This window comes from Streptosporangium brasiliense (genome assembly GCF_030811595.1).
In the GTDB taxonomy this organism is placed as follows: domain Bacteria; phylum Actinomycetota; class Actinomycetes; order Streptosporangiales; family Streptosporangiaceae; genus Streptosporangium; species Streptosporangium brasiliense.
Genome location: NZ_JAUSRB010000002.1, coordinates 2,958,116 through 2,981,660 on the forward strand (window position 1 = coordinate 2,958,116; position 23,545 = coordinate 2,981,660).

At 67.4% G+C, this 23,545-nt stretch carries 21 protein-coding genes and 3 rRNA genes; 12 read left to right on the plus strand and 12 right to left on the minus strand.

All coding sequences use genetic code 11. The features are described 5' to 3' along the window. The first annotated feature begins 4 nt into the window (after positions 1-4). Positions 5-424 carry a PH domain-containing protein gene (locus tag J2S55_RS22375; RefSeq protein WP_306864324.1) on the plus strand — a complete coding sequence of 140 codons (420 nt, stop codon included), beginning with the start codon at positions 5-7 and terminating at the stop codon, positions 422-424. 3 nt (positions 425-427) lie between these two features. Here the strand turns inward: J2S55_RS22375 and J2S55_RS22380 are convergent, their stop codons facing one another. Both J2S55_RS22380 and J2S55_RS22385 read right to left on the minus strand, forming a co-directional pair. Further along, a complete protein-coding gene (locus J2S55_RS22380) occupies positions 428-670 on the minus strand; it encodes a hypothetical protein (protein WP_306864327.1) in 243 nt (80 codons plus the stop codon). 53 nt (positions 671-723) lie between these two features. Continuing rightward, a complete protein-coding gene (locus tag J2S55_RS22385; protein WP_306864329.1) occupies positions 724-1,125 on the minus strand; it encodes a hypothetical protein in 402 nt (133 codons plus the stop codon). 635 nt (positions 1,126-1,760) lie between these two features. Here J2S55_RS22385 and J2S55_RS22390 point away from each other — a divergent pair. The 3 genes from J2S55_RS22390 to rrf all read left to right on the plus strand — a co-directional run bounded on the left by J2S55_RS22390 (position 1,761) and on the right by rrf (position 7,058). Continuing rightward, positions 1,761-3,283 (plus strand): 16S ribosomal RNA (locus J2S55_RS22390). Between the two features lie 390 nt (positions 3,284-3,673). Continuing rightward, a 23S ribosomal RNA gene (locus J2S55_RS22395) occupies positions 3,674-6,797 on the plus strand. Positions 6,798-6,941: 144 nt separating this feature from the next. Continuing rightward, a 5S ribosomal RNA gene (rrf, locus tag J2S55_RS22400) occupies positions 6,942-7,058 on the plus strand. The 16S, 23S and 5S rRNA genes sit together here, the layout of an rRNA operon. Positions 7,059-7,186: 128 nt before the next feature. On the opposite strand, the gene J2S55_RS22405 is transcribed toward rrf, so the two are convergent. Beyond that, on the minus strand, positions 7,187-7,654 hold the full coding sequence (locus tag J2S55_RS22405) for an Lrp/AsnC family transcriptional regulator (protein ID WP_306864332.1): 468 nt from the start codon (positions 7,652-7,654) through the stop codon (positions 7,187-7,189). A 120-nt stretch (positions 7,655-7,774) separates the two neighbouring features. Here J2S55_RS22405 and J2S55_RS22410 point away from each other — a divergent pair, with 120 nt between their 5' ends. Then, the gene (locus J2S55_RS22410; protein ID WP_306864335.1) at positions 7,775-8,668 is read left to right on the plus strand and encodes a phenylalanine 4-monooxygenase; all 894 of its coding nucleotides are present in this window, start codon (positions 7,775-7,777) and stop codon (positions 8,666-8,668) included. 212 nt (positions 8,669-8,880) lie between these two features. Beyond that, positions 8,881-9,879, plus strand: a complete 999-nt coding sequence (locus J2S55_RS22415) for a serine hydrolase (protein ID WP_503167703.1) — start codon at positions 8,881-8,883, stop codon at positions 9,877-9,879. Here the strand turns inward: J2S55_RS22415 and J2S55_RS22420 are convergent. From J2S55_RS22420 to hisN, 6 genes are all read right to left on the minus strand, one after another. Then, positions 9,852-10,571 carry a response regulator transcription factor gene (locus J2S55_RS22420; RefSeq protein ID WP_306864341.1) on the minus strand — a complete coding sequence of 240 codons (720 nt, stop codon included), beginning with the start codon at positions 10,569-10,571 and terminating at the stop codon, positions 9,852-9,854. The two genes, J2S55_RS22415 and J2S55_RS22420, sit on opposite strands and share 28 nt — an antisense overlap. Before the next feature lie 23 nt (positions 10,572-10,594). Next, entirely contained in the window at positions 10,595-11,371 is a 777-nt protein-coding gene (gene pstB, locus J2S55_RS22425) for a phosphate ABC transporter ATP-binding protein PstB (protein WP_306864344.1), read from the minus strand. Positions 11,372-11,384: 13 nt separating this feature from the next. Next, positions 11,385-12,260: a phosphate ABC transporter permease PstA gene (pstA, locus tag J2S55_RS22430; RefSeq protein ID WP_306864346.1), complete on the minus strand. Its 876-nt coding sequence runs from the start codon at positions 12,258-12,260 to the stop codon at positions 11,385-11,387. Beyond that, the gene (pstC, locus tag J2S55_RS22435; protein WP_306864350.1) at positions 12,257-13,234 is read right to left on the minus strand and encodes a phosphate ABC transporter permease subunit PstC; all 978 of its coding nucleotides are present in this window, start codon (positions 13,232-13,234) and stop codon (positions 12,257-12,259) included. The genes pstA and pstC overlap by 4 nt, the downstream gene beginning before the upstream one ends. A 4-nt stretch (positions 13,235-13,238) precedes the next feature. Further along, a complete protein-coding gene (gene pstS / locus J2S55_RS22440) occupies positions 13,239-14,357 on the minus strand; it encodes a phosphate ABC transporter substrate-binding protein PstS (protein WP_306864353.1) in 1,119 nt (372 codons plus the stop codon). Positions 14,358-14,847: 490 nt separating this feature from the next. Beyond that, a complete protein-coding gene (gene hisN / locus J2S55_RS22445) occupies positions 14,848-15,651 on the minus strand; it encodes a histidinol-phosphatase (RefSeq protein WP_306864355.1) in 804 nt (267 codons plus the stop codon). 382 nt (positions 15,652-16,033) lie between these two features. Here hisN and J2S55_RS22450 point away from each other — a divergent pair, with 382 nt between their 5' ends. Then, the gene (locus J2S55_RS22450; protein ID WP_306864357.1) at positions 16,034-16,477 is read left to right on the plus strand and encodes a DUF4442 domain-containing protein; all 444 of its coding nucleotides are present in this window, start codon (positions 16,034-16,036) and stop codon (positions 16,475-16,477) included. Here the strand turns inward: J2S55_RS22450 and rsgA are convergent. Beyond that, complete coding sequence (rsgA, locus tag J2S55_RS22455; protein WP_370879792.1) at positions 16,474-17,526, minus strand: ribosome small subunit-dependent GTPase A; 1,053 nt, start codon at positions 17,524-17,526, stop codon at positions 16,474-16,476. The genes J2S55_RS22450 and rsgA overlap by 4 nt on opposite strands. 130 nt (positions 17,527-17,656) lie before the next feature. Further along, complete coding sequence (gene aroA / locus J2S55_RS22460) at positions 17,657-18,934, minus strand: 3-phosphoshikimate 1-carboxyvinyltransferase (protein WP_306864363.1); 1,278 nt, start codon at positions 18,932-18,934, stop codon at positions 17,657-17,659. Positions 18,935-18,992: 58 nt separating this feature from the next. Between aroA and J2S55_RS22465 the strand changes: the two genes are divergently transcribed. Together J2S55_RS22465 and J2S55_RS22470 are read left to right on the plus strand one after the other, a co-directional pair. Further along, the gene (locus J2S55_RS22465; RefSeq protein WP_306864365.1) at positions 18,993-19,751 is read left to right on the plus strand and encodes an SOS response-associated peptidase; all 759 of its coding nucleotides are present in this window, start codon (positions 18,993-18,995) and stop codon (positions 19,749-19,751) included. 199 nt (positions 19,752-19,950) lie between these two features. After that, positions 19,951-20,283, plus strand: a complete 333-nt coding sequence (locus J2S55_RS22470; protein ID WP_306864368.1) for a TraR/DksA family transcriptional regulator — start codon at positions 19,951-19,953, stop codon at positions 20,281-20,283. Positions 20,284-20,556: 273 nt separating this feature from the next. Here the strand turns inward: J2S55_RS22470 and J2S55_RS22475 are convergent, their stop codons facing one another. Beyond that, positions 20,557-21,297: a class I SAM-dependent methyltransferase gene (locus tag J2S55_RS22475; protein WP_306864370.1), complete on the minus strand. Its 741-nt coding sequence runs from the start codon at positions 21,295-21,297 to the stop codon at positions 20,557-20,559. A gap of 282 nt (positions 21,298-21,579) precedes the next feature. Here J2S55_RS22475 and J2S55_RS22480 point away from each other — a divergent pair, with 282 nt between their 5' ends. The 3 genes from J2S55_RS22480 to J2S55_RS22490 all read left to right on the plus strand — a co-directional run bounded on the left by J2S55_RS22480 (position 21,580) and on the right by J2S55_RS22490 (position 23,510). Further along, the gene (locus tag J2S55_RS22480; protein WP_306864373.1) at positions 21,580-22,185 is read left to right on the plus strand and encodes a sigma-70 family RNA polymerase sigma factor; all 606 of its coding nucleotides are present in this window, start codon (positions 21,580-21,582) and stop codon (positions 22,183-22,185) included. Between the two features lie 61 nt (positions 22,186-22,246). Further along, positions 22,247-22,513, plus strand: coding sequence for a mycothiol system anti-sigma-R factor (gene rsrA, locus J2S55_RS22485; RefSeq protein ID WP_306864376.1), 267 nt, complete (start codon positions 22,247-22,249; stop codon positions 22,511-22,513). Between the two features lie 55 nt (positions 22,514-22,568). Beyond that, the gene (locus J2S55_RS22490) at positions 22,569-23,510 is read left to right on the plus strand and encodes an NAD-dependent epimerase/dehydratase family protein (protein WP_306864380.1); all 942 of its coding nucleotides are present in this window, start codon (positions 22,569-22,571) and stop codon (positions 23,508-23,510) included. Positions 23,511-23,545 lie beyond the last annotated feature (35 nt).

Genomic DNA, 23,545 nt, shown 5'->3' on the forward strand with positions numbered 1-23,545 from the left:
TGACATGTCCGGACCGGTTCTGCGCTGGCGCGTACGCCGCGATCTCCTCGTCCTGAAGGCGGTCGCCGCCCTGGCCTTCGCGGTGGCCACCGTACTGAGCATCGGTGACCCGCGCGGGATGATCCTGGCGGGCGCGGCGACCCTGATGATGGCCATGCTGGCCCTGCGCGACGTCCTGGCCCCGGTACGGCTCAGCGCCGACGGCGAGGGACTGGTCGTGGTCAGGGGTTTCGCCGGTCTGCAGCGGGTGCCGTGGAGCGCGGTCGAGCGGATCCGCGTGGACACGCGGACCCGCTTCGCCTCGCGCACCGGGGTTCTGGAGATCGACACCGGTGAGGCGGTCTTCCTCCTGAGCCAGTTCGATCTCGGCGCTCCGTGCCAGGAGGTCGCCGACGAACTGTGCTCCTTCCGGACCGGTTCCTGACCGTCAGGCCCTGGCCCGGCGGTGCCGCGCCGTGTCCCCCGCCGCCGTGTCCCCGGCCCCGGTACGGCGCAGCAGCAGGCTCGTCTTGTGCAGGGACCAGCTCACGAGGAAGGCCCCGAAGACGACCTGCCCGATCCGCAACCACATCGACGTGTCCAGGGCGGCGAACGTCACGACGCCGGCCCACAGAACGCCGAAGACGCCCACGAGGGCCGTCGCAGCCCAGTTCAGTCTCCGCTGCCACATGCCCGAAGTCTTACAGACCTTGCTTCAAGGCCAGGTCAATGACGTGGAACACCTCATCGGGGGAGAGGGCGGCTCGTGCCCGCGCACCTGCGGACACGCGGCCCCTTCCCGGCCGGCGGGGCGGAGGCCTGCTCCAGGCAGGCCAGGAGCGCGGCCGCGGTCCGCGCGTCGGCCAAGATCCGATGCACCTCCTCCTCGCCCGCCGGGAGCTGGCCGCGCTTGGCCAGCTCGTCGGTGAGGAAGGTCAGCGGCTCCGGGTAGCCGGCCGCCTCGGCGGCGGCGGTCGCCCGGGCCGCGGTAAGGAGACGCAGGTAATGAGCGCGGAGGGTCGCCTCGCGCATCCGTGCGTCTTCAAGGTCGCTCAGCAGAGACCTGGCGACCCTGAGCAGGTCGCCAGGATGATCGGCCTCCGCGTCGATGTGCGCGCGGATGTCGTCGAACTCCGAGCGGGTCATGGTGCTCACCTCCACGGTGGAGTCAGGATCCTGACCCTCGTGCCTACTTCGTATCCAGCGCCGGTTGCGGATCGCTTGTTGTCTGCTTGCGCCGCCCGGTTTGGGACGCGCGAGTCTCGGGAATGGTTGGCAAGTTGTCTCTGTTGCACAGGAGTCCTGCTACTGTTCTTCCTGCAGGGCAACGAGCCCCGGAGGCCAGACGGTCTCCAGGTCGGCTGAGAGCCCCGCACCCCCTCCAAGCTGAACCCGATAATTCGGGCCTGTCCGCACGATTGGACAGGAACCGGATGTCGGAGTAAGTTAGAAGGGTTGCTCCGGAAACGGGGCGGCCGGAATTCCGGTAGGGCCAGCTAGATCAAGTCAAGTCGCTTCAAACGGGCGGGTTTGACACGGAAAAGCGGGCCTGAAAGAATAAAGGCACAACGGAACGAACGAAACGCCCCGGAGCCGGGACCATGGTCACGGTGACGGAGAACGCGTCCGTTTCTTGAGAACTCAACAGTGTGTTAAAAGCCAGTGCATGAAGCACAACCCCGTCCCACCCACGCAGGTGGGAGGACGGATTCCTTTGGTTGATGACACCGCCACCCTTGCCGGTGGTGGGTGCTTTCAGCCGGGAGCAACTCTGTAGACATTGTTTGGAGAGTTTGATCCTGGCTCAGGACGAACGCTGGCGGCGTGCTTAACACATGCAAGTCGAGCGGAAAGGCCCTTCGGGGTACTCGAGCGGCGAACGGGTGAGTAACACGTGAGTAACCTGCCCCTGACTCTGGGATAAGCCCGGGAAACTGGGTCTAATACCGGATACGACCACTTCCCGCATGGGATGGTGGTGGAAAGTTTTTTCGGTTGGGGATGGACTCGCGGCCTATCAGCTTGTTGGTGGGGTAACGGCCTACCAAGGCGACGACGGGTAGCCGGCCTGAGAGGGCGACCGGCCACACTGGGACTGAGACACGGCCCAGACTCCTACGGGAGGCAGCAGTGGGGAATATTGCGCAATGGGCGGAAGCCTGACGCAGCGACGCCGCGTGGGGGATGACGGCCTTCGGGTTGTAAACCTCTTTCAGCAGGGACGAAGTTGACGTGTACCTGCAGAAGAAGCGCCGGCTAACTACGTGCCAGCAGCCGCGGTAATACGTAGGGCGCAAGCGTTGTCCGGAATTATTGGGCGTAAAGAGCTCGTAGGTGGCTTGTCACGTCGGGTGTGAAAGCTTGGGGCTTAACTCCAGGTCTGCATTCGATACGGGCTGGCTAGAGGTAGGTAGGGGAGAACGGAATTCCTGGTGTAGCGGTGAAATGCGCAGATATCAGGAGGAACACCGGTGGCGAAGGCGGTTCTCTGGGCCTTACCTGACGCTGAGGAGCGAAAGCGTGGGGAGCGAACAGGATTAGATACCCTGGTAGTCCACGCTGTAAACGTTGGGCGCTAGGTGTGGGGACCTTCCACGGTTTCCGCGCCGTAGCTAACGCATTAAGCGCCCCGCCTGGGGAGTACGGCCGCAAGGCTAAAACTCAAAGGAATTGACGGGGGCCCGCACAAGCGGCGGAGCATGTTGCTTAATTCGACGCAACGCGAAGAACCTTACCAAGGCTTGACATCGCCCGGAAACACTCAGAGATGGGTGCCTCTTCGGATCGGGTGACAGGTGGTGCATGGCTGTCGTCAGCTCGTGTCGTGAGATGTTGGGTTAAGTCCCGCAACGAGCGCAACCCTTGTTCAATGTTGCCAGCACGCTCCCTTGTGGGGTGGTGGGGACTCATTGGAGACTGCCGGGGTCAACTCGGAGGAAGGTGGGGATGACGTCAAGTCATCATGCCCCTTATGTCTTGGGCTGCAAACATGCTACAATGGCCGGTACAGAGGGTTGCGATACCGTGAGGTGGAGCGAATCCCAAAAAGCCGGTCTCAGTTCGGATTGGGGTCTGCAACTCGACCCCATGAAGTCGGAGTCGCTAGTAATCGCAGATCAGCAACGCTGCGGTGAATACGTTCCCGGGCCTTGTACACACCGCCCGTCACGTCACGAAAGTCGGCAACACCCGAAGCCCGTGGCCCAACCACTTGTGGGGGGAGCGGTCGAAGGTGGGGCTGGCGATTGGGACGAAGTCGTAACAAGGTAGCCGTACCGGAAGGTGCGGCTGGATCACCTCCTTTCTAAGGAGCATCGGCCACATCCTCAGCTTGAGGGTCTGGTCCAGGTCATGTCTGCAGGCGCGTGTTCTGCACATGACGCGCTCATTAGTGGAGCACTGGCTAATCGGATGATCCGGGTCGGTCCGGGTCGGCTAGTACCGCCCTCGCGAGGGGGAGTGGGAACGGCGGCCGGGGGACGCGGATGGGTCTGGACACACTGTTGGGTCCTGAGGAAACGGACCGGATGCGGAGCCTGCCTGTGGCGGGCTTCGTGGTCTGTGTGACCTCGTGCGGGACCGTCCTCCTGTCATACCGGCTTGGGAAGCGTTGTTTCCTGGGTGTTTGGTGGTGGGGTGGGTGCGGTCGCTGTTTGTTGTTTGAGATTTGCATAGTGGACGCGAGCATCTTTGTGGCCAAGTTTTTTAGGGCACACGGTGGATGCCTTGGCATCAGGAGCCGATGAAGGACGTGGGAGGCTGCGTTAAGCCCCGGGGAGTCGCCAACCTGACTTTGATCCGGGGATGTCCGAATGGGGAAACCTAGCACCAGTCATGTGGTGTTGCCTCCGCCTGAATGTATAGGGCGGTTGGTGGTAACGCGGGGAAGTGAAACATCTCAGTACCCGTAGGAAGAGAAAACAAATTAGTGATTCCGTGAGTAGTGGTGAGCGAAAGCGGAAGAGGCTAAACCGTATGCGTGTGATAGCCGGCAGGCGTTGCGTGTGCGGGGTTGTGGGACCCTCTGGGAGGAGCTGCCGCTCCTCCAAACAGTGAGAAATCGATGGGATAGTCGAAGCTTCTGGGAAGTTGCGCCGGAGACCGTGAGAGCCGGGTAGGCGAAATCTTGTCGACTGTTTGAGGGGATCCCAAGTAGCACGGGGCCCGAGAAATCCTGTGTGAATCTGCCAGGACCACCTGGTAAGCCTAAATACTCCCTGATGACCGATAGTGAACAAGTACCGTGAGGGAAAGGTGAAAAGCGCCCCGGTGAGGGGTCGTGAAATAGTACCTGAAACCGTGTGCCTACAAGCCGTAGGAGCGTAAACAGGCTTGCCTGTTTGTGATGTGACTGCGTGCCTTTTGAAGAATGAGCCTGCGAGTTATGGTGTGTGGCGAGGTTAACCCGTGTGGGGGAGCCGTAGCGAAAGCGAGTCTGAATAGGGCGTTTGAGTCGCATGCTGTAGACCCGAAGCGGAGTGATCTAGGCATGGGCAGGTTGAAGCGCGGGTAAGACCGCGTGGAGGACCGAACCCACCAGGGTTGAAAACCTGGGGGATGACCTGTGTTTAGGGGTGAAAGGCCAATCAAACTCCGTGATAGCTGGTTCTCCCCGAAATGCATTTAGGTGCAGCGTTACGTGTTTCTTGCCGGAGGTAGAGCACTGGATGGCCGATGGGCCCGACAAGGTTACTGACGTCAGCCAAACTCCGAATGCCGGTAAGTGAGAGCGTAGCAGTGAGACTGCGGGGGATAAGCTCCGTAGTCGAGAGGGAAACAGCCCAGACCACCGACTAAGGCCCCTAAGCGTGTGCTAAGTGGGAAAGGATGTGGAGTCGCAGTGACAACCAGGAGGTTGGCTTAGAAGCAGCCACCCTTGAAAGAGTGCGTAATAGCTCACTGGTCAAGTGATTCCGCGCCGACAATGTAGCGGGGCTCAAGTACACCGCCGAAGTCGTGGCATTCACACATGTGTCCGAGCCTTTGTGGTTTAGGTGTGTGGATGGGTAGGGGAGCGTCGTGCGGCCGGCGAAGCAGCAGAGTGATCTAGTTGTGGAGGCCGTGCGAGTGAGAATGCAGGCATGAGTAGCGAATCAGAAGTGAGAAACTTCTGCGCCGGATGACCAAGGGTTCCTGGGGCAGGCTAATCCGCCCAGGGTAAGTCGGGACCTAAGGCGAGGCCGACAGGCGTAGTCGATGGACAACGGGTTGATATTCCCGTACCCGCTACGATGCGCCAATACTGAATCCAGTGATACTAAGGGTCCTTAACTCGGTTGCCCCTTCGGGGGCGGCGTCAGAGTGAACGCCTGGCCTGATCTGGTAGTAGGTAAGCGATGGGGTGACGCAGGAAGGTAGCCCAGCCCAGGCGATGGTAGTCCTGGGGTAAGCATGTAGGGAGGACCGTAGGCAAATCCGCGGTCCATGTATCCTGAGATGTGATGCCGAGCCGATTGTGGCGAAGTGGGTGATCCTATGCTGCCGAGAAAAGCCTCTAGTGAGTGTCGTGGCGGCCCGTACCCGAAACCGACTCAGGTGGTCAGGTAGAGAATACCAAGGCGATCGGGTGAACTGCGGTTAAGGAACTCGGCAAATTGCCCCCGTAACTTCGGGAGAAGGGGGGCCTTCGCTGGTGATGGGACTTGCTCCCTGAGCTGGTGGGGGTCGCAGAGGCCAGGGGGAAGCGACTGTTTACTAAAAACACAGGTCCGTGCGAAGTCGTAAGACGATGTATACGGACTGACGCCTGCCCGGTGCTGGAACGTTAAGGGGACCGGTTAGCTGCAGTAATGTGGCGAAGCTGAGAACTTAAGCGCCAGTAAACGGCGGTGGTAACTATAACCATCCTAAGGTAGCGAAATTCCTTGTCGGGTAAGTTCCGACCTGCACGAATGGCGTAACGACTTCCCCGCTGTCTCAACCGCAGACCCGGCGAAATTGCACTACGAGTAAAGATGCTCGTTACGCGCAGCAGGACGGAAAGACCCCGGGACCTTCACTACAGCTTGACATTGGCGTTTGGAACGGTTTGTGTAGGATAGGTGGGAGACGGTGAAGCTGTCACGCTAGTGATGGTGGAGTCATTGGTGAAATACCACTCTGGTCGTTTTGGACGTCTAACTTCGGTCCGTGATCCGGATCAGGGACAGTGTCTGGTGGGTAGTTTAACTGGGGCGGTTGCCTCCTAAAGAGTAACGGAGGCGCCCAAAGGTTCCCTCAGCCTGGTTGGCAATCAGGTGTCGAGTGTAAGTGCACAAGGGAGCTTGACTGTGAGACCGACGGGTCGAGCAGGAGCGAAAGCTGGGACTAGTGATCCGGCGGTGGCTTGTGGAAGCGCCGTCGCTCAACGGCTAAAAGGTACCCCGGGGATAACAGGCTGATCTTCCCCAAGAGTCCATATCGACGGGATGGTTTGGCACCTCGATGTCGGCTCGTCGCATCCTGGGGCTGGAGTAGGTCCCAAGGGTTGGGCTGTTCGCCCATTAAAGCGGTACGCGAGCTGGGTTTAGAACGTCGCGAGACAGTTCGGTCCCTATCCGCTGCGCGCGCAGGAGACTTGAAAGGAGCTGTCCCTAGTACGAGAGGACCGGGACGGACGAACCTCTGGTGTGCCAGTTGTTCCGCCAGGAGCACGGCTGGTTGGCTACGTTCGGAAGGGATAACCGCTGAAAGCATCTAAGCGGGAAGCTCGCCTTGAGATGAGGTCTCCCACCCGTGAGGGGTAAGGCTCCCAATAGACGATTGGGTTGATAGGCCGGAGGTGGAAGCACAGTAATGTGTGGAGCTGACCGGTACTAATAGGCCGAGGACTTGACCACAAAGCATATTCTTGGTCACTGCAGCGCTTTGGTCCCTTCGCCGGGTCCGGAGCAGCGCGTGATCAGGGTTGTTGCCCGCGTCCACTATGCGATTCTGAAACAGCGAACACCGCGACACGTGTGTGTTTGACAGTTTCATAGTGTTACGGCGGTTATGGCGAAGGGGAAACACCCGGTTACATTCCGAACCCGGAAGTTAAGCTCTTCAGCGCCGATGGTACTGCACCGGGGACGGTGTGGGAGAGTAGGTCGCCGCCGGACAATCATTCAGGAAAGGCCATCCCTTCGGGGGTGGCCTTTCCTGCGTTCCGGGGACTTTTACCCGAGCCCAGCACTCCGAGCCCGGCACCCCGAGCCTGGCACCCGGGCGGCCCTGGTGGAGGATCCGCTCAGGCGTCCGGAGCGGCGTGGAGCAGGGGCTCGATCCGGTAGGGCACCTGGACCGACAGGGCGATCGTGGTGTCGGTGCGCTGGACCGCGGGCGAGGCCAGGATACGAGCGATGATCTCCTGGAGATCCGGCGTGCTGCGGGCGACCACGCGGCAGAGCAGGTCGGCCTGGCCGCTGGTGCCGTACACCTCAAGGATCTCCGGCAGGGACCGGAGCGCCCGCACGGCTTCGGCCAGCCGGCCCTGAGCGATCTGCAGGGAGACGAAGGCCAGGATGGGGTAGCCGACGCCCTCGGGGGTGACCGTGGGGCCGAAGTCGGCGATGACGCCGCGGGCGGTGAGCTTCTCGACGCGGGCCTGCACAGTGCCCCGGGCCACGCCGAGCAGCCGGGCGAGCTCGGTGAGGCCGATGCGCGGATGGGCGCGCATGGTCACCAGGAGGCGGCTGTCCAGGTCGTCGATGGGCACCGCACCAGACTAGGCGATATGACCAGTCAGGCACAGGGCTGACAGTGTGATCATGCGCGGATCGCGCACTCAAACTGCTCGCTCTTGTCAACGATTCGAAGAATTGCTGTCATTTCATTCATGTTCGAGGAAGCGCAGTATTTCGCGCCGGTGGCGACCCGTGAGGACGGCACGGTCGAGGTGGAGCTCGCCGCGAGTCACCCCGGCTTCGCCGATCCGGTCTACCGGCTCCGGCGCAACGCCATCGCCGCGCTCGCGGTGGGACACGTGCCCGGTGCGCCGATCCCCACGGCCGAGTACACCGGCCAGGAGCACGAGGTGTGGGCCCTGGTCAGCCGGGAGCTGGCGATCAAGCACCGTAGATACGCGACCGCTGAATACCTGGACGCGGCCGAGAGGCTGGGACTGCCGGCCGACCGGATCCCGCAGCTTCAGGAGGTGAGCGAGCTGCTGGAGCCGCTGACCGGGTTCCGCTATCTGCCGGCCGCCGGACTGGTGCCGCTGCGGGACTTCTACGGCGTGCTGGCCGACGGCTTCTTCCACTCGACCCAGTACATCCGGCACCACTCGACGCCGCTCTACACGCCGGAGCCGGACGTGATCCACGAGGTGATCGGGCACGCCAACGCGCTGGCCTCCGACCGCTACTCGCGCCTCTACCGGCTGGCCGGCGGTGCGGCGCGTCGGGTCGAGAGCGAGCAGGCGCTGGAGTTCATCTCGAAGGTGTTCTGGTTCACGCTGGAGTTCGGCGTCATGACCGACCAGAACGAGCTGCGGGCGTACGGGGCGGGCATCCTCTCCTCCTACGGGGAGATCGAGGAGTTCCGGGGCATGGACATCCGGCCCCTGGACCTCCTGGCCATGGGCACGACCCACTACGACATCACGAAATACCAGGATGTGCTGTTCCGGGCGGAGTCGCTGGACCATCTTGAGGACGTGGTCGGGGGGTTCTGGGCGACCTGCGACGACGAGAGCATCGCCCGGCTAACCGCCGGTGTCCGCCAAGGCTAGCTGGTTCACCGGCCCGTTCTCCAAGGGTTTGGGCTCCCCCCGGGCGAGGTTCCGTCCCGCCGTCTTCCGGATCCCCGTCCGGGGATAGATCCCGATCATGAGGTAATCGGGGGGGAGCGATCGAGTCGATGGTGAAGACGGCGCATTGGGCGGTTGCGGCGGTAGCCGTACTGGTATCCGGGGCGATGGGTGGTTGCGCGGCCGGGGACGGGATGACGGCAGGCACCGTCTCGCCCTCCCCTTACGGACCCTCCCTCTCCGGATCCTCGCCCTCCGGGACGCCATCTTCCGGATTCTCGTCCCCCTGGCCCTCCCCCTCCGGGTCTCCTTGGCCCTCCCCCTCCGGGGCGGCGACGCCGAGCGCCGCCCCCTCCGAGGATCCCCGGCCCTCTCCCCGGCCGCAGACGCCACCGGGAGCCCCCGCTCCGAAGGTCCCCGCCGCGGCGCTCACCCGCGGCCTCGACCGTTTCCTCGCGCGCTACGGTGGCCGGACCACCGCCATGGTGCGGGACCTGGCCACCGGCCGGACGTACCGGTACCACCGTGGCCTGAGGCTGCCGACGGCGAGCACCTCGAAGATCAATATCCTGATGGCGCTGCTGCTCAGGACGCCGTGGCGCCGGCTGACCGAGCGGACCAGGGACGACGCGGAGCGGATGATCCGTTTCAGCGACAACGCGGCGGCCGACCGGCTGTACGAGCACATCGGCCTGGAGACCGGGCTGGGCAGGGCGAACCGGAAGTTCGGCCTCAGGCGCACCTACACGCCGGCGGGACGGTGCTTGGGCCTGTACTGCTGGGGCATCACGCAGACCACCGCGGGAGACCAGGTCCGGCTGATCAGGGCGTTGGCCGGGGGCCGTGGTCCGCTGCCGGAGGAGGACCGGGCGCGGGTGCTGCGGCTGATGGGGCACGTGATCCCGGAGCAGCGCTGGGGGATCAGCGCGGCGGCGTGCGAGGGCGGCCATGTCTCACTGAAGAACGGCTGGCTGCGGCATGGCTCCAACGGGCGCTGGGCGGTCACCAGCGCGGGGCTGATCAGGGAGCCCGGACACGACTACACCGTGGCGGTCCTCACCGAGGACAGCGGGAGCATGGGCAGCGGCATCGCCCGGGTCGAGGGCACGGTCACGCGCATCCTGGCCGCCTTCCGGGGCCGGCGAGGATGCGCGGCGGCCGGCGGTCAGGACGACTTGTCGACCAGCCGGTAACCCACCCCGCGCACGGTCTGGATCAGCTGGTCGTCGGTGTCGCCGAGGCGGGCACGCAGGCGTTTGACGTGCACGGCGATCGTGTTGGTGGAGGTGGTGTCGGTGGAGTTCCAGACATGCCGCATGATCTGTTCACGGGTGACCGTGCGGTGCGCGTTGCGCATCAGGTAGTGCAGCAGCTCGAACTCGCGCAGCGGCAGGTGGACGGTGTGGCCGCTGACCTTCACCTGGTAGGCGTTCACGTCGAGCTCGACCCTGCCGACGACGAGTGTCCGGCGGGTCGCCGCCTCGCCGGAGAAGGCCGCCTGCACCAGCGGAAGGAGTTCGGGCACCCGGTACGGCCGGGCCACACACGCGGTGGCCCCGGCCGCGAGCGCCTGGACGGCCTGCTCGGCATGGCCTTCGCCCACGCCCAGCAGCACCGGCACCGCCCGCGTCAGCCGTACGGCGCGGATGAACTCCACCGCCCCGATGACCGGCAACGAGGCGCTGACGAGCACGACGTCAGGCCGGAGCGCCCCGGCCTGCAAAAGGGCCTGGGCGCCGTCGGTGACGCCCGTGACCACGACGCCCTCGCGTTCGAGGGCGTCGGCCAGTCCCTGGACCAAGGCCGATTCGGGATCGGCCACCAGCAGCAGGGGCGCCGTCCGAGTGTCCCCGTTCACCTCGGGTGCCGTCAGCGGCTGGATCACCCGGGTCCTCCAATGTGGTCGGTTTATCCGAAGCGGCCGGTGATGTAGTCCTCGGTCGCCTGCTGGGCGGGGTTGGTGAAGATGCGCGAGGTGTCGTCCATCTCGATGACGCGGCCCGGCTGTCCCTGCCCCGCCAGGTTGAAGAAGGCGGTGCGGTCGCTCACCCGTGCGGCCTGCTGCATGTTGTGCGTCACGATGATGATCGTGAACCGGCTCTTCAGCTCGGCCATCAGGTCTTCGATGGCCAGCGTGGAGATCGGGTCCAGGGCGGAGCACGGCTCGTCCATCAGGAGGACCTCCGGCTTGACCGCGATGGCCCGGGCGATGCACAGGCGCTGCTGCTGGCCGCCGGAGAGGCCGGCGCCGGGCTTGTGGAGGCGGTCCTTGACCTCGTTCCAGAGGTTGGCGCCCTTCAGTGACTCCTCGACGATGCCGTCGACCGTGGACTTGGGGTGCCTGCCGTTGAGCCGGAGGCCGGCGGCCACGTTCTCGTAGATCGACATCGTGGGGAACGGGTTGGGGCGCTGGAAGACCATGCCGATCATGCGGCGCACCGACACCGGCTCGACGTCGGAGGCGTAGAGGTCCTCCCCGTCGAGCAGGACCTTGCCCTCCACGCGCGCGCCGGGGATGACCTCGTGCATGCGGTTGAGGGTCCGCAGGAAGGTCGATTTGCCGCACCCCGAGGGGCCGATGAAGGCGGTGATCGACTGGGGCTCGATCGTCATCGAGATGTCCTCGATCGCCTTGTGCTTTCCGTAGTACGCGTCGAGGCCGGAGACCTGGATCTGCTGGCTCACTTCGACATTCCTCCTAACGGCCTCTGGCCGGCGAGCGCCACCAGCCGATGAGGCGTGCCACCAGGTTGAGCAGCATGACGATCAGAATGAGCGTGAGCGCTCCGGCCCACGCACGGTCGATGGCGGTGTCGGTCGGACGGCCCGCCTGGTCGAAGACGAAGAGCGGCAGTCCCATCTGCGGCCCGTTGAAGGGATCGCTGTTGATGGAGTCGGTGAAGAAGACCGTGAGCAGGAGCGGAGCGGTCTCTCCCGCGACACGCGCGATGGCGAGCATGACGCCGGTCGCGATGCCGGTGAAGGAGGTCGGCAGGACGACCCTGGTGATCGTCCGCCACTTCGGCACGCCCAGCGCGTAGGAGGCCTCCCGCAGGTCGGTGGGGACCAGCCGGAGCATCTCCTCGGCGGAGCGGACCACCGTCGGCATCATCAGGATCGACAGGGCCAGCGCGCCGGCGAAACCGGAGAACGGCAGGCCCAGCGCCAGGATCCAGAAGGCCAGGATGAACAGGCCGGAGACCACCGAGGGGATGCCGGTCATGACGTCCACGAAGAAGCTGATCGCCCGGCTCAGCCGGGTGCCCGCGCCGTACTCCACGAGGTAGATCGCGGTGAGCAGGCCGACCGGGATCGAGATGAGCGAGGCCAGCAGGACCTGCTCCAGCGTGCCGAGGATCGCGTGGTAGGCGCCGCCCCCCGCGTCCCGGGCGCCGATGTTGCGCATGGAGTGCGTCAGGAACTCCATGTCGAACCGGGCGAGGCCGTTCTTGACCACCATCCAGAGGACCGCGATCAGCGGCACCACGGCGATGGCGAACGACAGATAGACCAGCGACCGGACGAGCCGGTCCTTGAACCGCCTGCCGGCTGAGATGCGCTGGATCGCGGTCATGCGGCGGCTCCGGAGAACTCCTTGCGACGGGCGACGATCAGGCGGGCGCCCATGTTCACCAGCAACGTGATGATGAACAGCACCAGGCCCGACGCGATCAGCGCGCCACGGCCGATCGGGGTGGCCTCGCCGAACCCGTTGGCGATGTTGGCGGCGATGCTGTTGCCCTGCGGGGTGAGGATCTCAAGGCTGATGCCGAACGTCGCGGGGAAGATGAGGGCGACGGCGATGGTCTCTCCCATGGCCCGGCCGAGACCGAGCATGGACGCGCTGATGACGCCGGGACGGCCGAACGGCAGGACCGCCATCCTGATCACTTCCCAGCGGGTCGCGCCGAGGGCCAGTGCCGCCTCCTCGTGCGCCCTGGGCACCTGGAGGAACACCTCCCGGGAGATCGCCGCGATGATCGGCAGGATCATGACCGCGAGCACGATCGACGCCGTCAGCATCGAGCGGCCGGTGATGATGTCACCGCCGAACAGCGGGATGAACCCCAGATACTCGTGCAGGAACTCGGAGGGGCCCTGCATGAACGGGACGAGGAAGACGACGCCCCACAGGCCGTAGACGACGCTGGGGACGGCGGCCAGCAGGTCGATGACGTATCCCAGGATCCCGGCCATCCGCCGGGGCGCGTAGTGGGAGATGAACAGCGCCACGCCGACGGCCACCGGCACCGCCATGATCAGCGCGAGGACCGCGCTGATCAGCGTGCCGAAGGCCAGCGCCCCGATGCCGAAGGACTGGGTGCTGTTCGGCTCCCAGGTGAGGGTGGTGAGGAAGCTCCCCTTGTTGGCCTGCAGCGCGGGGACCGCCTCGACGACGAGGAAGACGGCGATGGCCGCCATGATCGCCAGCAGGAGAATGCCGGCGGCCGTGGAGGCGTAGCGGAAGGGCACCTCACCTCGGCTGCGCCGAGAGGCGGACCGGCTCAGGGCCGATCCGCCGTCACGGGTGCGAACTGGAGTCGCCATCAACTTAGGAGATCGCCTCGACGGCGGTCCGGACCTTGGCGAGAACCGTCGCCGGCAGCGGGGCGTAGCCCAGGCTGGTCAGCGCCTGCTGGCCCTCGTCGCTGGAGGTGTAGGTGAGGAAGGACTTCACCAGCTTGGCCTCCTCGGGAGCCAGGCCCTTCTCGCAGGTGATCTCGTAGGTCACCAGGACGATGGGGTAGGCGCCGGCGGCCTTGGTGGCGTAGTCGATGCTCAGCTTGAGGTCGTTGCCCTGACCGACGACCTCGGCGGCCTCGACCGTCTTGGCCGCGCTCTCCGGGGTCAGCTCCACGAACTCGCCGGAGCCGTTGGCGACCTTGGCCTTGGCCAGGCTGGAGTTCTCGGCGTAGGAGAGCTCCACGTAGCTGATCGAGCCGGGGGCGCTCTTGATGGCCTGCGCGATGCCGTCGGAGCCCTTGGCGCCCTGGCCCTTGGCCTCGGCCGGCCACGCCTTGGCGGGCTCGTACGGCCACTCGGCGGTCTTGGACAGGAACTTGGTGAAGTTGTCGCTGGTGCCCGACTCGTCCGAGCGGTGGAAGGCCTGGATCGGGGTCGAGGGGAGCTTGGCGTCCGGGTTGTCGGCCTTGATCGCCGCGTCGTCCCACTTTGTGATCTTGCTGTTGAAGATGCCGCCGATGGTCTTGGGGGACAGCTGCAGCCCCTCGACGCCCGGCAGGTTGTAGACGACGGCTACCGGGCCGGTCACCATCGGGATGTTGATGGCCTTGCCGGTCTTGCACCGGGCGTCGGCCTGCGCGGGCTCACCCTTGTCGTCCTTCAGCGCCGAGTCGGAGCCGGCGAAGGCGACCGTGCCCTGAATGAAGGCCTGCACACCCGCGCCGGAGCCGCTGGGCTGGTAGTTGAGGCTCACACCCGCGTTGGCCTGCTGGAAGTTCTTCTTCCACTCGTCGATGGCGTTCGCCTGCGCCGAGGAGCCCGCAGCGTTGATCGTGCCGCTGAGACCGGCGTCCGATCCGGCCGAGGGCGCCGTTGAGGCCGGTGCCGTGGAGGCGTCGGTGCTGGCGGAGTTGTTATCGGTGCCGCACGCAGCGAGCGAGAGCGCGCCGACGAGGGTGACCGCGGCGAGCCGGCCTGCATACTTCACGGTTGGGTTCCTCCCACTAAGTCCTTCAACGTTCAAGACAGTAGGGAGGCGAGATGACTCGAAACCGGTAGGAAGGTGAACGCAAAATGAATGCATTCGGTCGGAGTTGTGGCGACGGCTTGGGCGAGTCTTGAAGTTCCGGCCAGGTCCGGGGCCCTTTCCGGGCCCAGGACAGGCCGAGGCGAGAGCCGCCGGGGGGTTTCGGCGGAGCTTCCGTGCAGATTGGCCGGTGGGGCTCCGCCACGCGAGGCCGGCAGGACTCCTCCACGCGGGACCGACAGGGCTCCGCCACACGAGGAAGGCGAGCGGGCTCCTCCACACGGGGCCGACGGGGCTCCGCCACGCGAGGAAGGTGGGCGGACTCCTCCACGCGGGGCCGACGGGCTCGGCCACGCGGGCAGGGTGAGAGTGGGCGCCGCTACACGGGGCCGGCGGGACTTCGTTACACGGGGCCGACCGGACTCCGCCACACGGGAAGGACGGGACTCCGCTACACGGGAAGGGTGAGCGGGCCGCCGCCGAGGCGCTTGAGGACCTCGCTGTGCAGCGGGCCGTTGGTGCACACCAGGCTGCCCCCGTCGAGGCCGGGGACGCCGGACAGGTCGGTCCAGATGCCGCCCGCCTCCTCGACGATCACGGTCAGCGCCGCGATGTCCCAGGGGGAGAGTTCGGGCTCGGCCGACAGGTCGACCGCGCCCTCGGCGACCAGCATGTGCGACCAGAAGTCGCCGTAGGCGCGGCTGCGCCAGACCGACCGGTTGAGGTCGAGGAACTCCTCAAGCTTGCCGGCCTCCTCCCAGCCGCCGAAGCTGGAGTAGGAGAAGGAGGCGTCCTCCAGCCGGGTGACGGAGGAGACCTGGCAGCGGGTGGCCTTGGTGAGGCTCTTGCCCGTCCACGCGCCGCTGTCGCGGGCGGCCCACCAGCGGCGGCCGAGCGCCGGGGCGGAGACCAGGCCCACGACGACCCGGCCCTGGTCCATCAGCGCGATGAGCGTGGCCCAGATGGGGACGCCGCGCACGTAGTTCTTCGTGCCGTCGATCGGGTCGATCACCCACGAGCGCGCGCCGTAGCCGGTCTTGCCGAACTCCTCGCCGATCACCGCGTCACGGGGGCGGGCCCGGCTGAGCGTGCTGCGGATCGCCTCCTCGACCGCCCGGTCGGCGTCGCTGACCGGGGTGAGGTCCGGTTTGGTGTCGACCCGGAGGTCGGCGGCCTTGAACCGGCGCATGGTCAGGTCGTCGGCGGCGTCGGCCATGACGTGCGCGAGGCGCAGGTCGTCGTTGTAACCCGTCACAGGAGGTAACGCTATCGCCTCAGTGGTGGTCAATAGGAGAGCGGGGAACAAGCCCGGGGAATTGTGTCGCGTCACATCACTCAGCCGGATACGCCGTAAAGCGGGGAACGCGCCGCACGCCGTGCCCGGCGGCCGGATCTCGCCGCCCCCGGACCTTCGCGGGTCCGCTCCGGGCCCCCTCCCACGGACTGCGTTCCCAGTCCCCTTCGCGGGCCTGGTCCAGGTCCCCTCTCACGGATGTGTTCCGGGCCCCTTCGCGGGTCCGCTCCCAATCTCCTCTCATGGGCGCGCTCGCGGGCCGGCCCCTGGAGGGGGCCCGGTCTGCGCGGGCGTCCCGGATCTTCCGTTGGCTCCGCTGTTACTGGCGAGTAGCATGCGGGGCATGAGCTTCGACGTAGGCGCCTTCATGCTGCAGAGCGTCCCCTTCGCCCGGACACTGGACATCTCCTTCGACAAAGTGGAGCCGGGATCGGCGGTGGCCCGCATGCCCGACCGCGCGGACCTGCACAACCACGTGGGCGGCCCGCACGCCGGAGCCCTGTTCAGCCTCGCCGAGTCCGCCTCCGGCGCCGCGATGCTCGCGGCCTTCGGCGACCAGCTCTCGCGGGCGACCCCGCTGGCCGCGAACGCGGCGATCCGCTACGTGAAGCTCGCCAAGGGCGAAGTCGTCGCCGAGGCCCGCCTGCGGGCCTCCCGCGAGGAGGTCGTGGCCAAGCTGGACGCCGGGGAGCGCCCCGAGTTCGAGGTCGCCGTCGACATCAGGACCACCGACGGCACGCTGGTCTCCGAGATGACCGTCTCCTGGACCCTGCGCCCCAACCGCTAGTCGTCGTCGGGCGCGCCCTCGCGGCTGGCGAGCAGGCGGCGCAGGGAGACGAGCCTGGCGGGGTCGGCGTGGCCGGAGGCCACCCAGGCGTCCAGGGCGCACTCCTCGCCGAGATGGTTGCAGCCCTTGGGACAGTCGACCGTGCCCTCGACGAGGTCGGGGAAGCCGGCCAGGACGGTCTCCACCGAGACGTGGGCGAGGCCGAAGCTGCGCACTCCCGGGGTGTCGATGATCCAGCCGCCCCCGGGAAGCTCCAGGGCCACGGCCGAGGTCGAGGTGTGACGGCCCCGGCCGGTCACCGCGTTGACGTGGGAGACGGCCCGGTTGGCGTCCGGGACCAGGGCGTTGACCAGGGTGGACTTGCCCACGCCCGAGTGGCCGACCAGCACGCTGGTCCGGCCGTTCAGGCGTTCTCGGACCTCCTCCAGGGTGCCGCCCTTCTGCAGCACCACGTACGGCACGCCGAGCGGGGCGTAGAGGGAGACCAGCTCGTCGGGTGGGGCCAGGTCGGACTTGGTGAGGCAGAGCATCGGCTCGATGTCGGCGTCGAAGGCCGCCACCAGCATCCGGTCGATCATGCGCGGCCGGGGCGGCGGGTCGGCCAGGGCCGTCACGATCACGAGCTGGTCGGCGTTGGCCACCACGGGACGCTCGATGCCGTCGGTGTTGTCGGTGTCGTCGGCGGAGCGGCGCAGCATCGAGGTGCGCGGCTCCACGCGGACGACACGGGCCAGCGTGTCGGACGCGCCGGAGACGTCGCCGACCAGGGCCACCTGGTCGCCCACCACGATCCCCTTGCGGCCGAGCTCGCGGGCCTTCATGGCCACCACGACGCGGCCGCTCATCGCGGCGCCCTCCGGCCGGTCCTTCTTACGGCGGCGGTCCTTCTCGCCCGCCGACTCCACCAGGCACGTGTAGCGGCCCCGGTCGACCGCCACCACGAACCCCCGCACCGCGTCGTCGTGCGCAGGCCGGATCCGGGTCCGGGGCCGGGAACCCTTGCCCGGCCTGACCCTGACGTCGTCCTCGTCGTATTCGCGCTTTCTCAGTGTCTCCGCCTCGATCTACCCTCGTCCGGCTCCCTCCCCACGCCCTGAGGCGCGGGGGCTCTGCCCGGATCCCTGACGGACGGGCGCCCGTCACGGCCCGGCGTCCGCGGGGCCGCCGGCCGGCGGCCCGTCACCGTGGGCCCTCCAGCATGTCCGCCCACATGGTGGCGAACTCGGGGAGGGTCTTACCCGTGGTGGCGATGTTCTCCACCTGCACTCCCGGCACGGCCAGGCCGAGCACCGCGCCCGCGGTGGCCATCCGGTGGTCGTCGTAGGAGTGGAACACCCCGCCGTGGAGCGGGCGCGGCCGGATCTCCAGGCCGTCGTCGGTCTCGGACGCGTCACCGCCCAGGCCGTTGATCTCGGCGACCAGCGCGGCGAGCCGGTCGGTCTCGTGCCCGCGGATGTGGGCGACGCCGCTGATCCGGCTGGGGGAGTCGGCGAGGGCGGCGAGGGCGGCGATCGTCGGGGTCAGCTCGGCGACGTCGCGCAGGTCCGCCTCGATGCCGGTGACGCGGCCGGTGCCGCTGACCGCCAGGCCGCCGGGCGTGCGCTCGACCGAGGCGCCCATGTCCGCCAGCAGCCGCCGGAGCTGGTCGCCCGGCTGGGTCGTCGCCGCGGGCCAGCCCGGGATGGTGACCGTGCCGCCGGTGACCATCGCGGCGCACAGGAACGGCGCCGCGTTCGACAGGTCGGGCTCCACGGTGAAGTCCCTGGCGCCGATCGGGCCGGGCTCGACCCGCCAGACGTCGGGCTCGGAGTCGTCGACCCGGACACCGTGCTCGCGCAGCATCTGAACGGTCATCTGGATGTGCGGCTGGGAGGGGATCGGCGGGCCGGCGTGCCGTACTGTCACGCCCTTCTCGAACCGGGCGGCGGTCAGCAGCAGGCCGGAGAGGAACTGGGAGGACCCGGACGCGTCGAGCGTGACCTCTCCGCCGGTCAGCGGGCCCCGGACGGTGAACGGCAGCGCGTCGTTGTCCACGTCGGCGCCGAGGGCACGCAGCGCCCCCAGGATCGTGCCCATGGGGCGCTTGCGCGCGTGCGGGTCGCCGTCGAAGAACACCTCGCCGTCGCCCAGCGCCGCCATCGGCGGCACGAACCGCATCACCGTGCCGGCCAGCCCCACGTCGATCCGCGCCCCGCCGGTGACCGGGCCGGGTGTGATCGCCCAGTCGACGCTGGAGGCGCTCTCGTTGGAGGGGGTCATCGTCGCGCCGAGTGCCCGCAGCGCGTCCGCCATCAGGTCGGCGTCCCGGCTGCGCAGGGCCAGCCGTACCGTGCCCGGGCCGTCGGCCAGCGCGGCCAGCAGCAGGGCGCGGTTGGTCACCGACTTCGAGCCGGGCAGGGAGACGGTCGCGCGGACGGGTTCGGTCGCGGTCGGTGCGGGCCACAGCGGAGCGGACATGGTCAAAAGCCTACCGGGACGGTGACCCTGCGCTTCGAACACATGGCAAGGTGGTGATATGTGCGGGAGATACGCGTCTGCGCGGAAGAAGCAGGAGCTGCTTGAGCAGTTCCAGGTCGAGGTCGACGGGGCCGCTGAGGAGGAGCTCCGGCCCGACTACAACGTCGCGCCGACCAAACCGGTCTACGCGGTGCTGAGCCGGGTGCCCAAGAGCGACCCGGAGGCCGAGGCGGTCCGGCAGCTCCGGGTGCTCCGCTGGGGCCTGGTCCCCTCCTGGGCGAAGGACCCGTCCATCGGCTCAAGGATGATCAACGCGCGGGTCGAGACGCTCACCGAGAAGCCGTCCTTCCGCAGGGCGTTCGCCGAGCGCCGGTGCCTGCTCCCGGCCGACGGCTACTTCGAATGGGCTGTGGCGGAGGAGGGCGGGACGGTCAAGAAGCCGAAGAAGCAGCCCTACTTCATCCACCCCGCCGACGGCGGGGTCATGGCCATGGCGGGGCTGTACGAGTTCTGGCGCGACCGGGGCCGGCCCGACGACGACCCGCTCGCCTGGCTGGTGACCTGCGCCGTCATCACCACCTCCGCCCTGGACGAGGCCGGCACGGTCCACGACCGGATGCCGATGCTGATCGAGCGGGACCGCTGGGCGGAGTGGCTCGACCCCGGGGTGCCCGACGCGAAGGGGTTCCTGGTCCCGGCCGGCTCCACCGGGCTGAAGGCGTATCCGGTCTCCACCGCGGTGAACTCGGTGCGGAACAACGGCCCGGAGCTCATCGAGCCGCTGCTGGAAGAGGATGACGGTCAGGCGCTCTTCTGAGCGTCCGTCCCCCTTCCGGGAGCGTCCGTATCCGAAAACAATCTGTAACCGGTGTAAAACCAACGCCAAGTGGGCATCCGCTGATGAAAGCGATACCTCTGAAAGAGGGTGTCGCCGTAAAACCTCATCCCCTTCGCGCCTGACGGGACAATCGGGGATCCCTTCACAGGCCGCCCCCACTCTGCGGAGGTGCGGATACGTGAACGCCGCGACCGCGCGTGTGCGCCTGGAGAGCATGCTCGCCGAGCTTGACCGGTCCATCGGGGTGCTGCGGGGAGATCCCCTGACCGCGTGGGACCGGTCCGCGGGCGATGCCGGGTCGGTCCTGACCGACGCGGACCGCAACCGGGCCATGCTGGAGGCGGCCACCCAGCAGCGCCGCTCGGTGCTCGAAGCACTCAGGCGGCTGGACGACGGGCTCTACGGCCTCTGCGCCGACTGCGGCAGTCCCGTGCCGGAGGGCAGGCTCGAAGCGCGCCCCGAGGCCGCCCGCTGCGTGCAGTGCCAGGCGAAGCGCGAGCGCAGGCGCTGACCCGTGGCCGGCCCGCTCTCTGTCCCTGCCTCTCTCGGACAGGACCTCCTAGGGGTGGACCTCGGACAGGACCTCCTAGGGGTGGACCTCGGACAGGACCTGCTAGGGGCGGACAGGGCCTCCTGGGGACGGTGCCTCGCTCGGACGGCGCCTCCTGGGGGCGGTCCTCCACGGGGTTAAGGACGGTCCCCAGGACGGCGCCCACCGGCGTCCCGGAGGCGCGCAGGGGCCGTCCCGGAGCCGCGGAGGGGCCTTCCACGGCTCCGGCGGGTCCTACCGGCGGCGGGCGCTGGCGACCAGGTGGATGCCCACGGTGTCGTCGTCGGCCGGATCCGCCTCCAGCTCGGTGTTGACCAGCCAGGTGAGCGCGCGCGAGTCGGAGGCCAGCACGTGGTCGACCGTCGAGGGGGACAGCACCGTGCGGGGCCGGATCCACTCCACCTCCAGGCCGGCGTCGGTGAGCAGGTCGCGCAGCTGGCCGCTGCTGAAGCACCGGGTGATGCTCCCGTCGGGCCAGGGCACGAGCATGACCTCGCCGGTCTGGCGCAGATGGGCCCAGTAGTTCTGCTCGGCGAGGATCGCCATCCCCAGCACCAGGGAGTCGACGCAGAGCAGCGCCCGCCCGCCGGGCCGCAACACCCGGGCGACGTCGTCGATCGCCGACTCGGCCATGAGCTCCACCGACATGGCGCGCTCCTCGGCGAGCACGGCGTCCACGCTGCGGTCGGGGAGGAATCGGAGATCGTCGGCGCGGACCTGACTGACCTTGGAGACGTCGTGCAGCAGCGGCTGACCCTCCACGGTGCGGCGGAAGTCGACCACCTCCAGCACCCGGTGCCCGGCCTTGGCGGCCTGGGCCGACCAGCGGCCCCGGCCGCCGGACAGGTCGAGGACGGTCGAAGGGCTCTCCGGCAGCCATCGGCTCAGCTGCTCGGCGGCGACCGCGCGATAAAAGGTCCAGTACGGCCCGAGCGTTCCTGAGCCGTTCAGCTCTTCGGCCGGGATGGGCAGCACAAGCGGCTCCTGGCGTCGGGTATCCGGTGGTCTACAGCTACCTGCCGGTACGTATGTTTTTCCCCGTACCGGGTCCTTCGTCACCTTCTATCTTGTGGGAACAGATGACAGGACGGGCGTGTTGCAGCGGACAACGCACGATCCTTTCGGGAGGTTGGCAAGCCGATGCTCGCGTTGATCGAACCCATCACCCGCCCCGGTGATCGGTCCATCCCTGATGAGCGGGTATCCTCCGCTCAGTACGGAGTCCCGCGTCAGCAGGGCTTCGGCGATCTTAAGGGGGTGGGTCCGGTCCCTGCGACAGACGCGGAGACTCTGGAGCAGCGGAGCACACGGTTCGAGCGGGATGTGATGCCTTATCTCGACCAGCTCTACTCCGCCGCGCTCCGGATGACCCGGAACCCAGCGGATGCCGAAGATCTTCTCCAGGAGACCTTCGCCAAGGCCTTCGCGTCCTTCCACCAGTTCCAGGAAGGCACCAACCTCAAGGCCTGGCTGTACCGCATCCTGACCAACACCTTCATCAACAGCTACCGCAAGAAGCAGCGGGAGCCCAAGCAGTCGGGCGCCGAGGAGATCGAGGACTGGCAGCTCGCCAGGGCCGAGTCGCACACCTCGGCCGGGCTGAAGTCCGCTGAGATCGAGGCACTCGAGCATCTGCCCGACAGCGACGTCAAGCAGGCGCTGGCCGCGCTCCCGGAGGAGTTCCGCATCGCCGTCTACCTCGCCGACGTCGAGGGTTTCCCCTACAAGGAGATCGCCGACATCATGGGCACCCCCATCGGGACCGTGATGTCGCGGCTTCACCGTGGGCGCCGCCAACTGCGGACCCAACTGGAGGACTACGCCCGCGAGCGTGGCCTGGTTCCCGCGGAGGGTGCGAAGTGAGCGAGCGAGGCGACGGCGAGCCCGTACGGACCGGCCCGGCGATCGCGGACGGGGTGATCGCATGAGCTGCGGCAAGCCCCACGCCACCGACTGCCGTGAAGTCCTGGACAAGGTTTACACCTACCTTGACGGTGAGCTCGACGAGAACAACTGCGTCGACATCCGCGAGCACCTGGACGAGTGCGGCCCCTGCCTGGAGGAATACGGCCTGGAGCAGGTCGTCAAGCAGCTGGTCGCCAAGCACTGCGGCTGCGACCGGGCCTCGGAGGACCTGCGCGCCAAAGTGCTCGACAGGATCAAGCAGGTCCGCTCGGACTTGACCGGCTGACCTCCTAGGATCTCTCCCATGGCCATGGCGATGGCCGAGGAGCTTGGGGGGCGGCATGCGCATACTCGTCACCGGTGGAGCGGGATTCATCGGATCCAATCTGGTGGACCGGTTGCTGGCCGACGGCCACGAGGTCACGGCCGTGGACGACCTGTCCGGCGGCGACCGCGACAACCTCGCCGGCGCGGCGCAGAGCCCGCTGTTCAGGCTCCATCAGATGGATGTGCGCGACCCCGCCCTGATCGGCCTGGTCGCCGACTGGGAGCCCGAGGTCATCTGCCACCTCGCCGCGCAGATCAGCGTGCGCAAGAGCGTGGCCGACCCCGTCCACGACGCCCGGCTCAACGTCGAGGGCACCGCCTCCGTCCTCACCGCCGCCCAGCGCGGCGGCACCCGCAAGGTCGTCTTCGCCTCCTCGGTCGCCGTGTACGGCAGGCCCGCGGTCATCCCGGTCCCCGCGGACGCGGCGACCGACCCGCGCTCGCCGTACGCGGCCTCCAAGCTCAGCGCGGAGACCTACCTGGCCGCCTTCAAGGCGCTCCACGGCATCGACTACACCACCTTGGTGCTCGCCAACGTCTACGGCCCCCGTCAGTCACCCGGCGGCGAGGCCGGGGTGGTCGCCATCTTCACCGACGCCCTGCTCAACGGCACCCCCACGGTGCTGTACGGCGACGGCACCCAGACTCGCGACTACGTCTTCGTCGACGACGTGGTGGACGGTTTCGTCCGTGCCTGCGGGAGCGGTGACGGCCGCCGGTTCAACCTGGGCACCGGGGTGGAGACCACCGACCGCGCGCTGCACACCCTGGTGGCCGAGGCCGTCGGCGCGCCCGACGGCCCGGAGACCGCCGTGGCACGCCCGGGAGATCTCCCGGCGATGGCCGTCGATCCGGCCCCCGCGCTGGAGGGGCTGGGCTGGCGGCCCCAGACCGACCTGCCCACCGGGCTGAAGGCCACCGTCGACTGGGCGCGGGCCCGGCTGGCGGCCCGCTAACCGCGACACCGGCGATGGCGTGCGGTGATGGATTG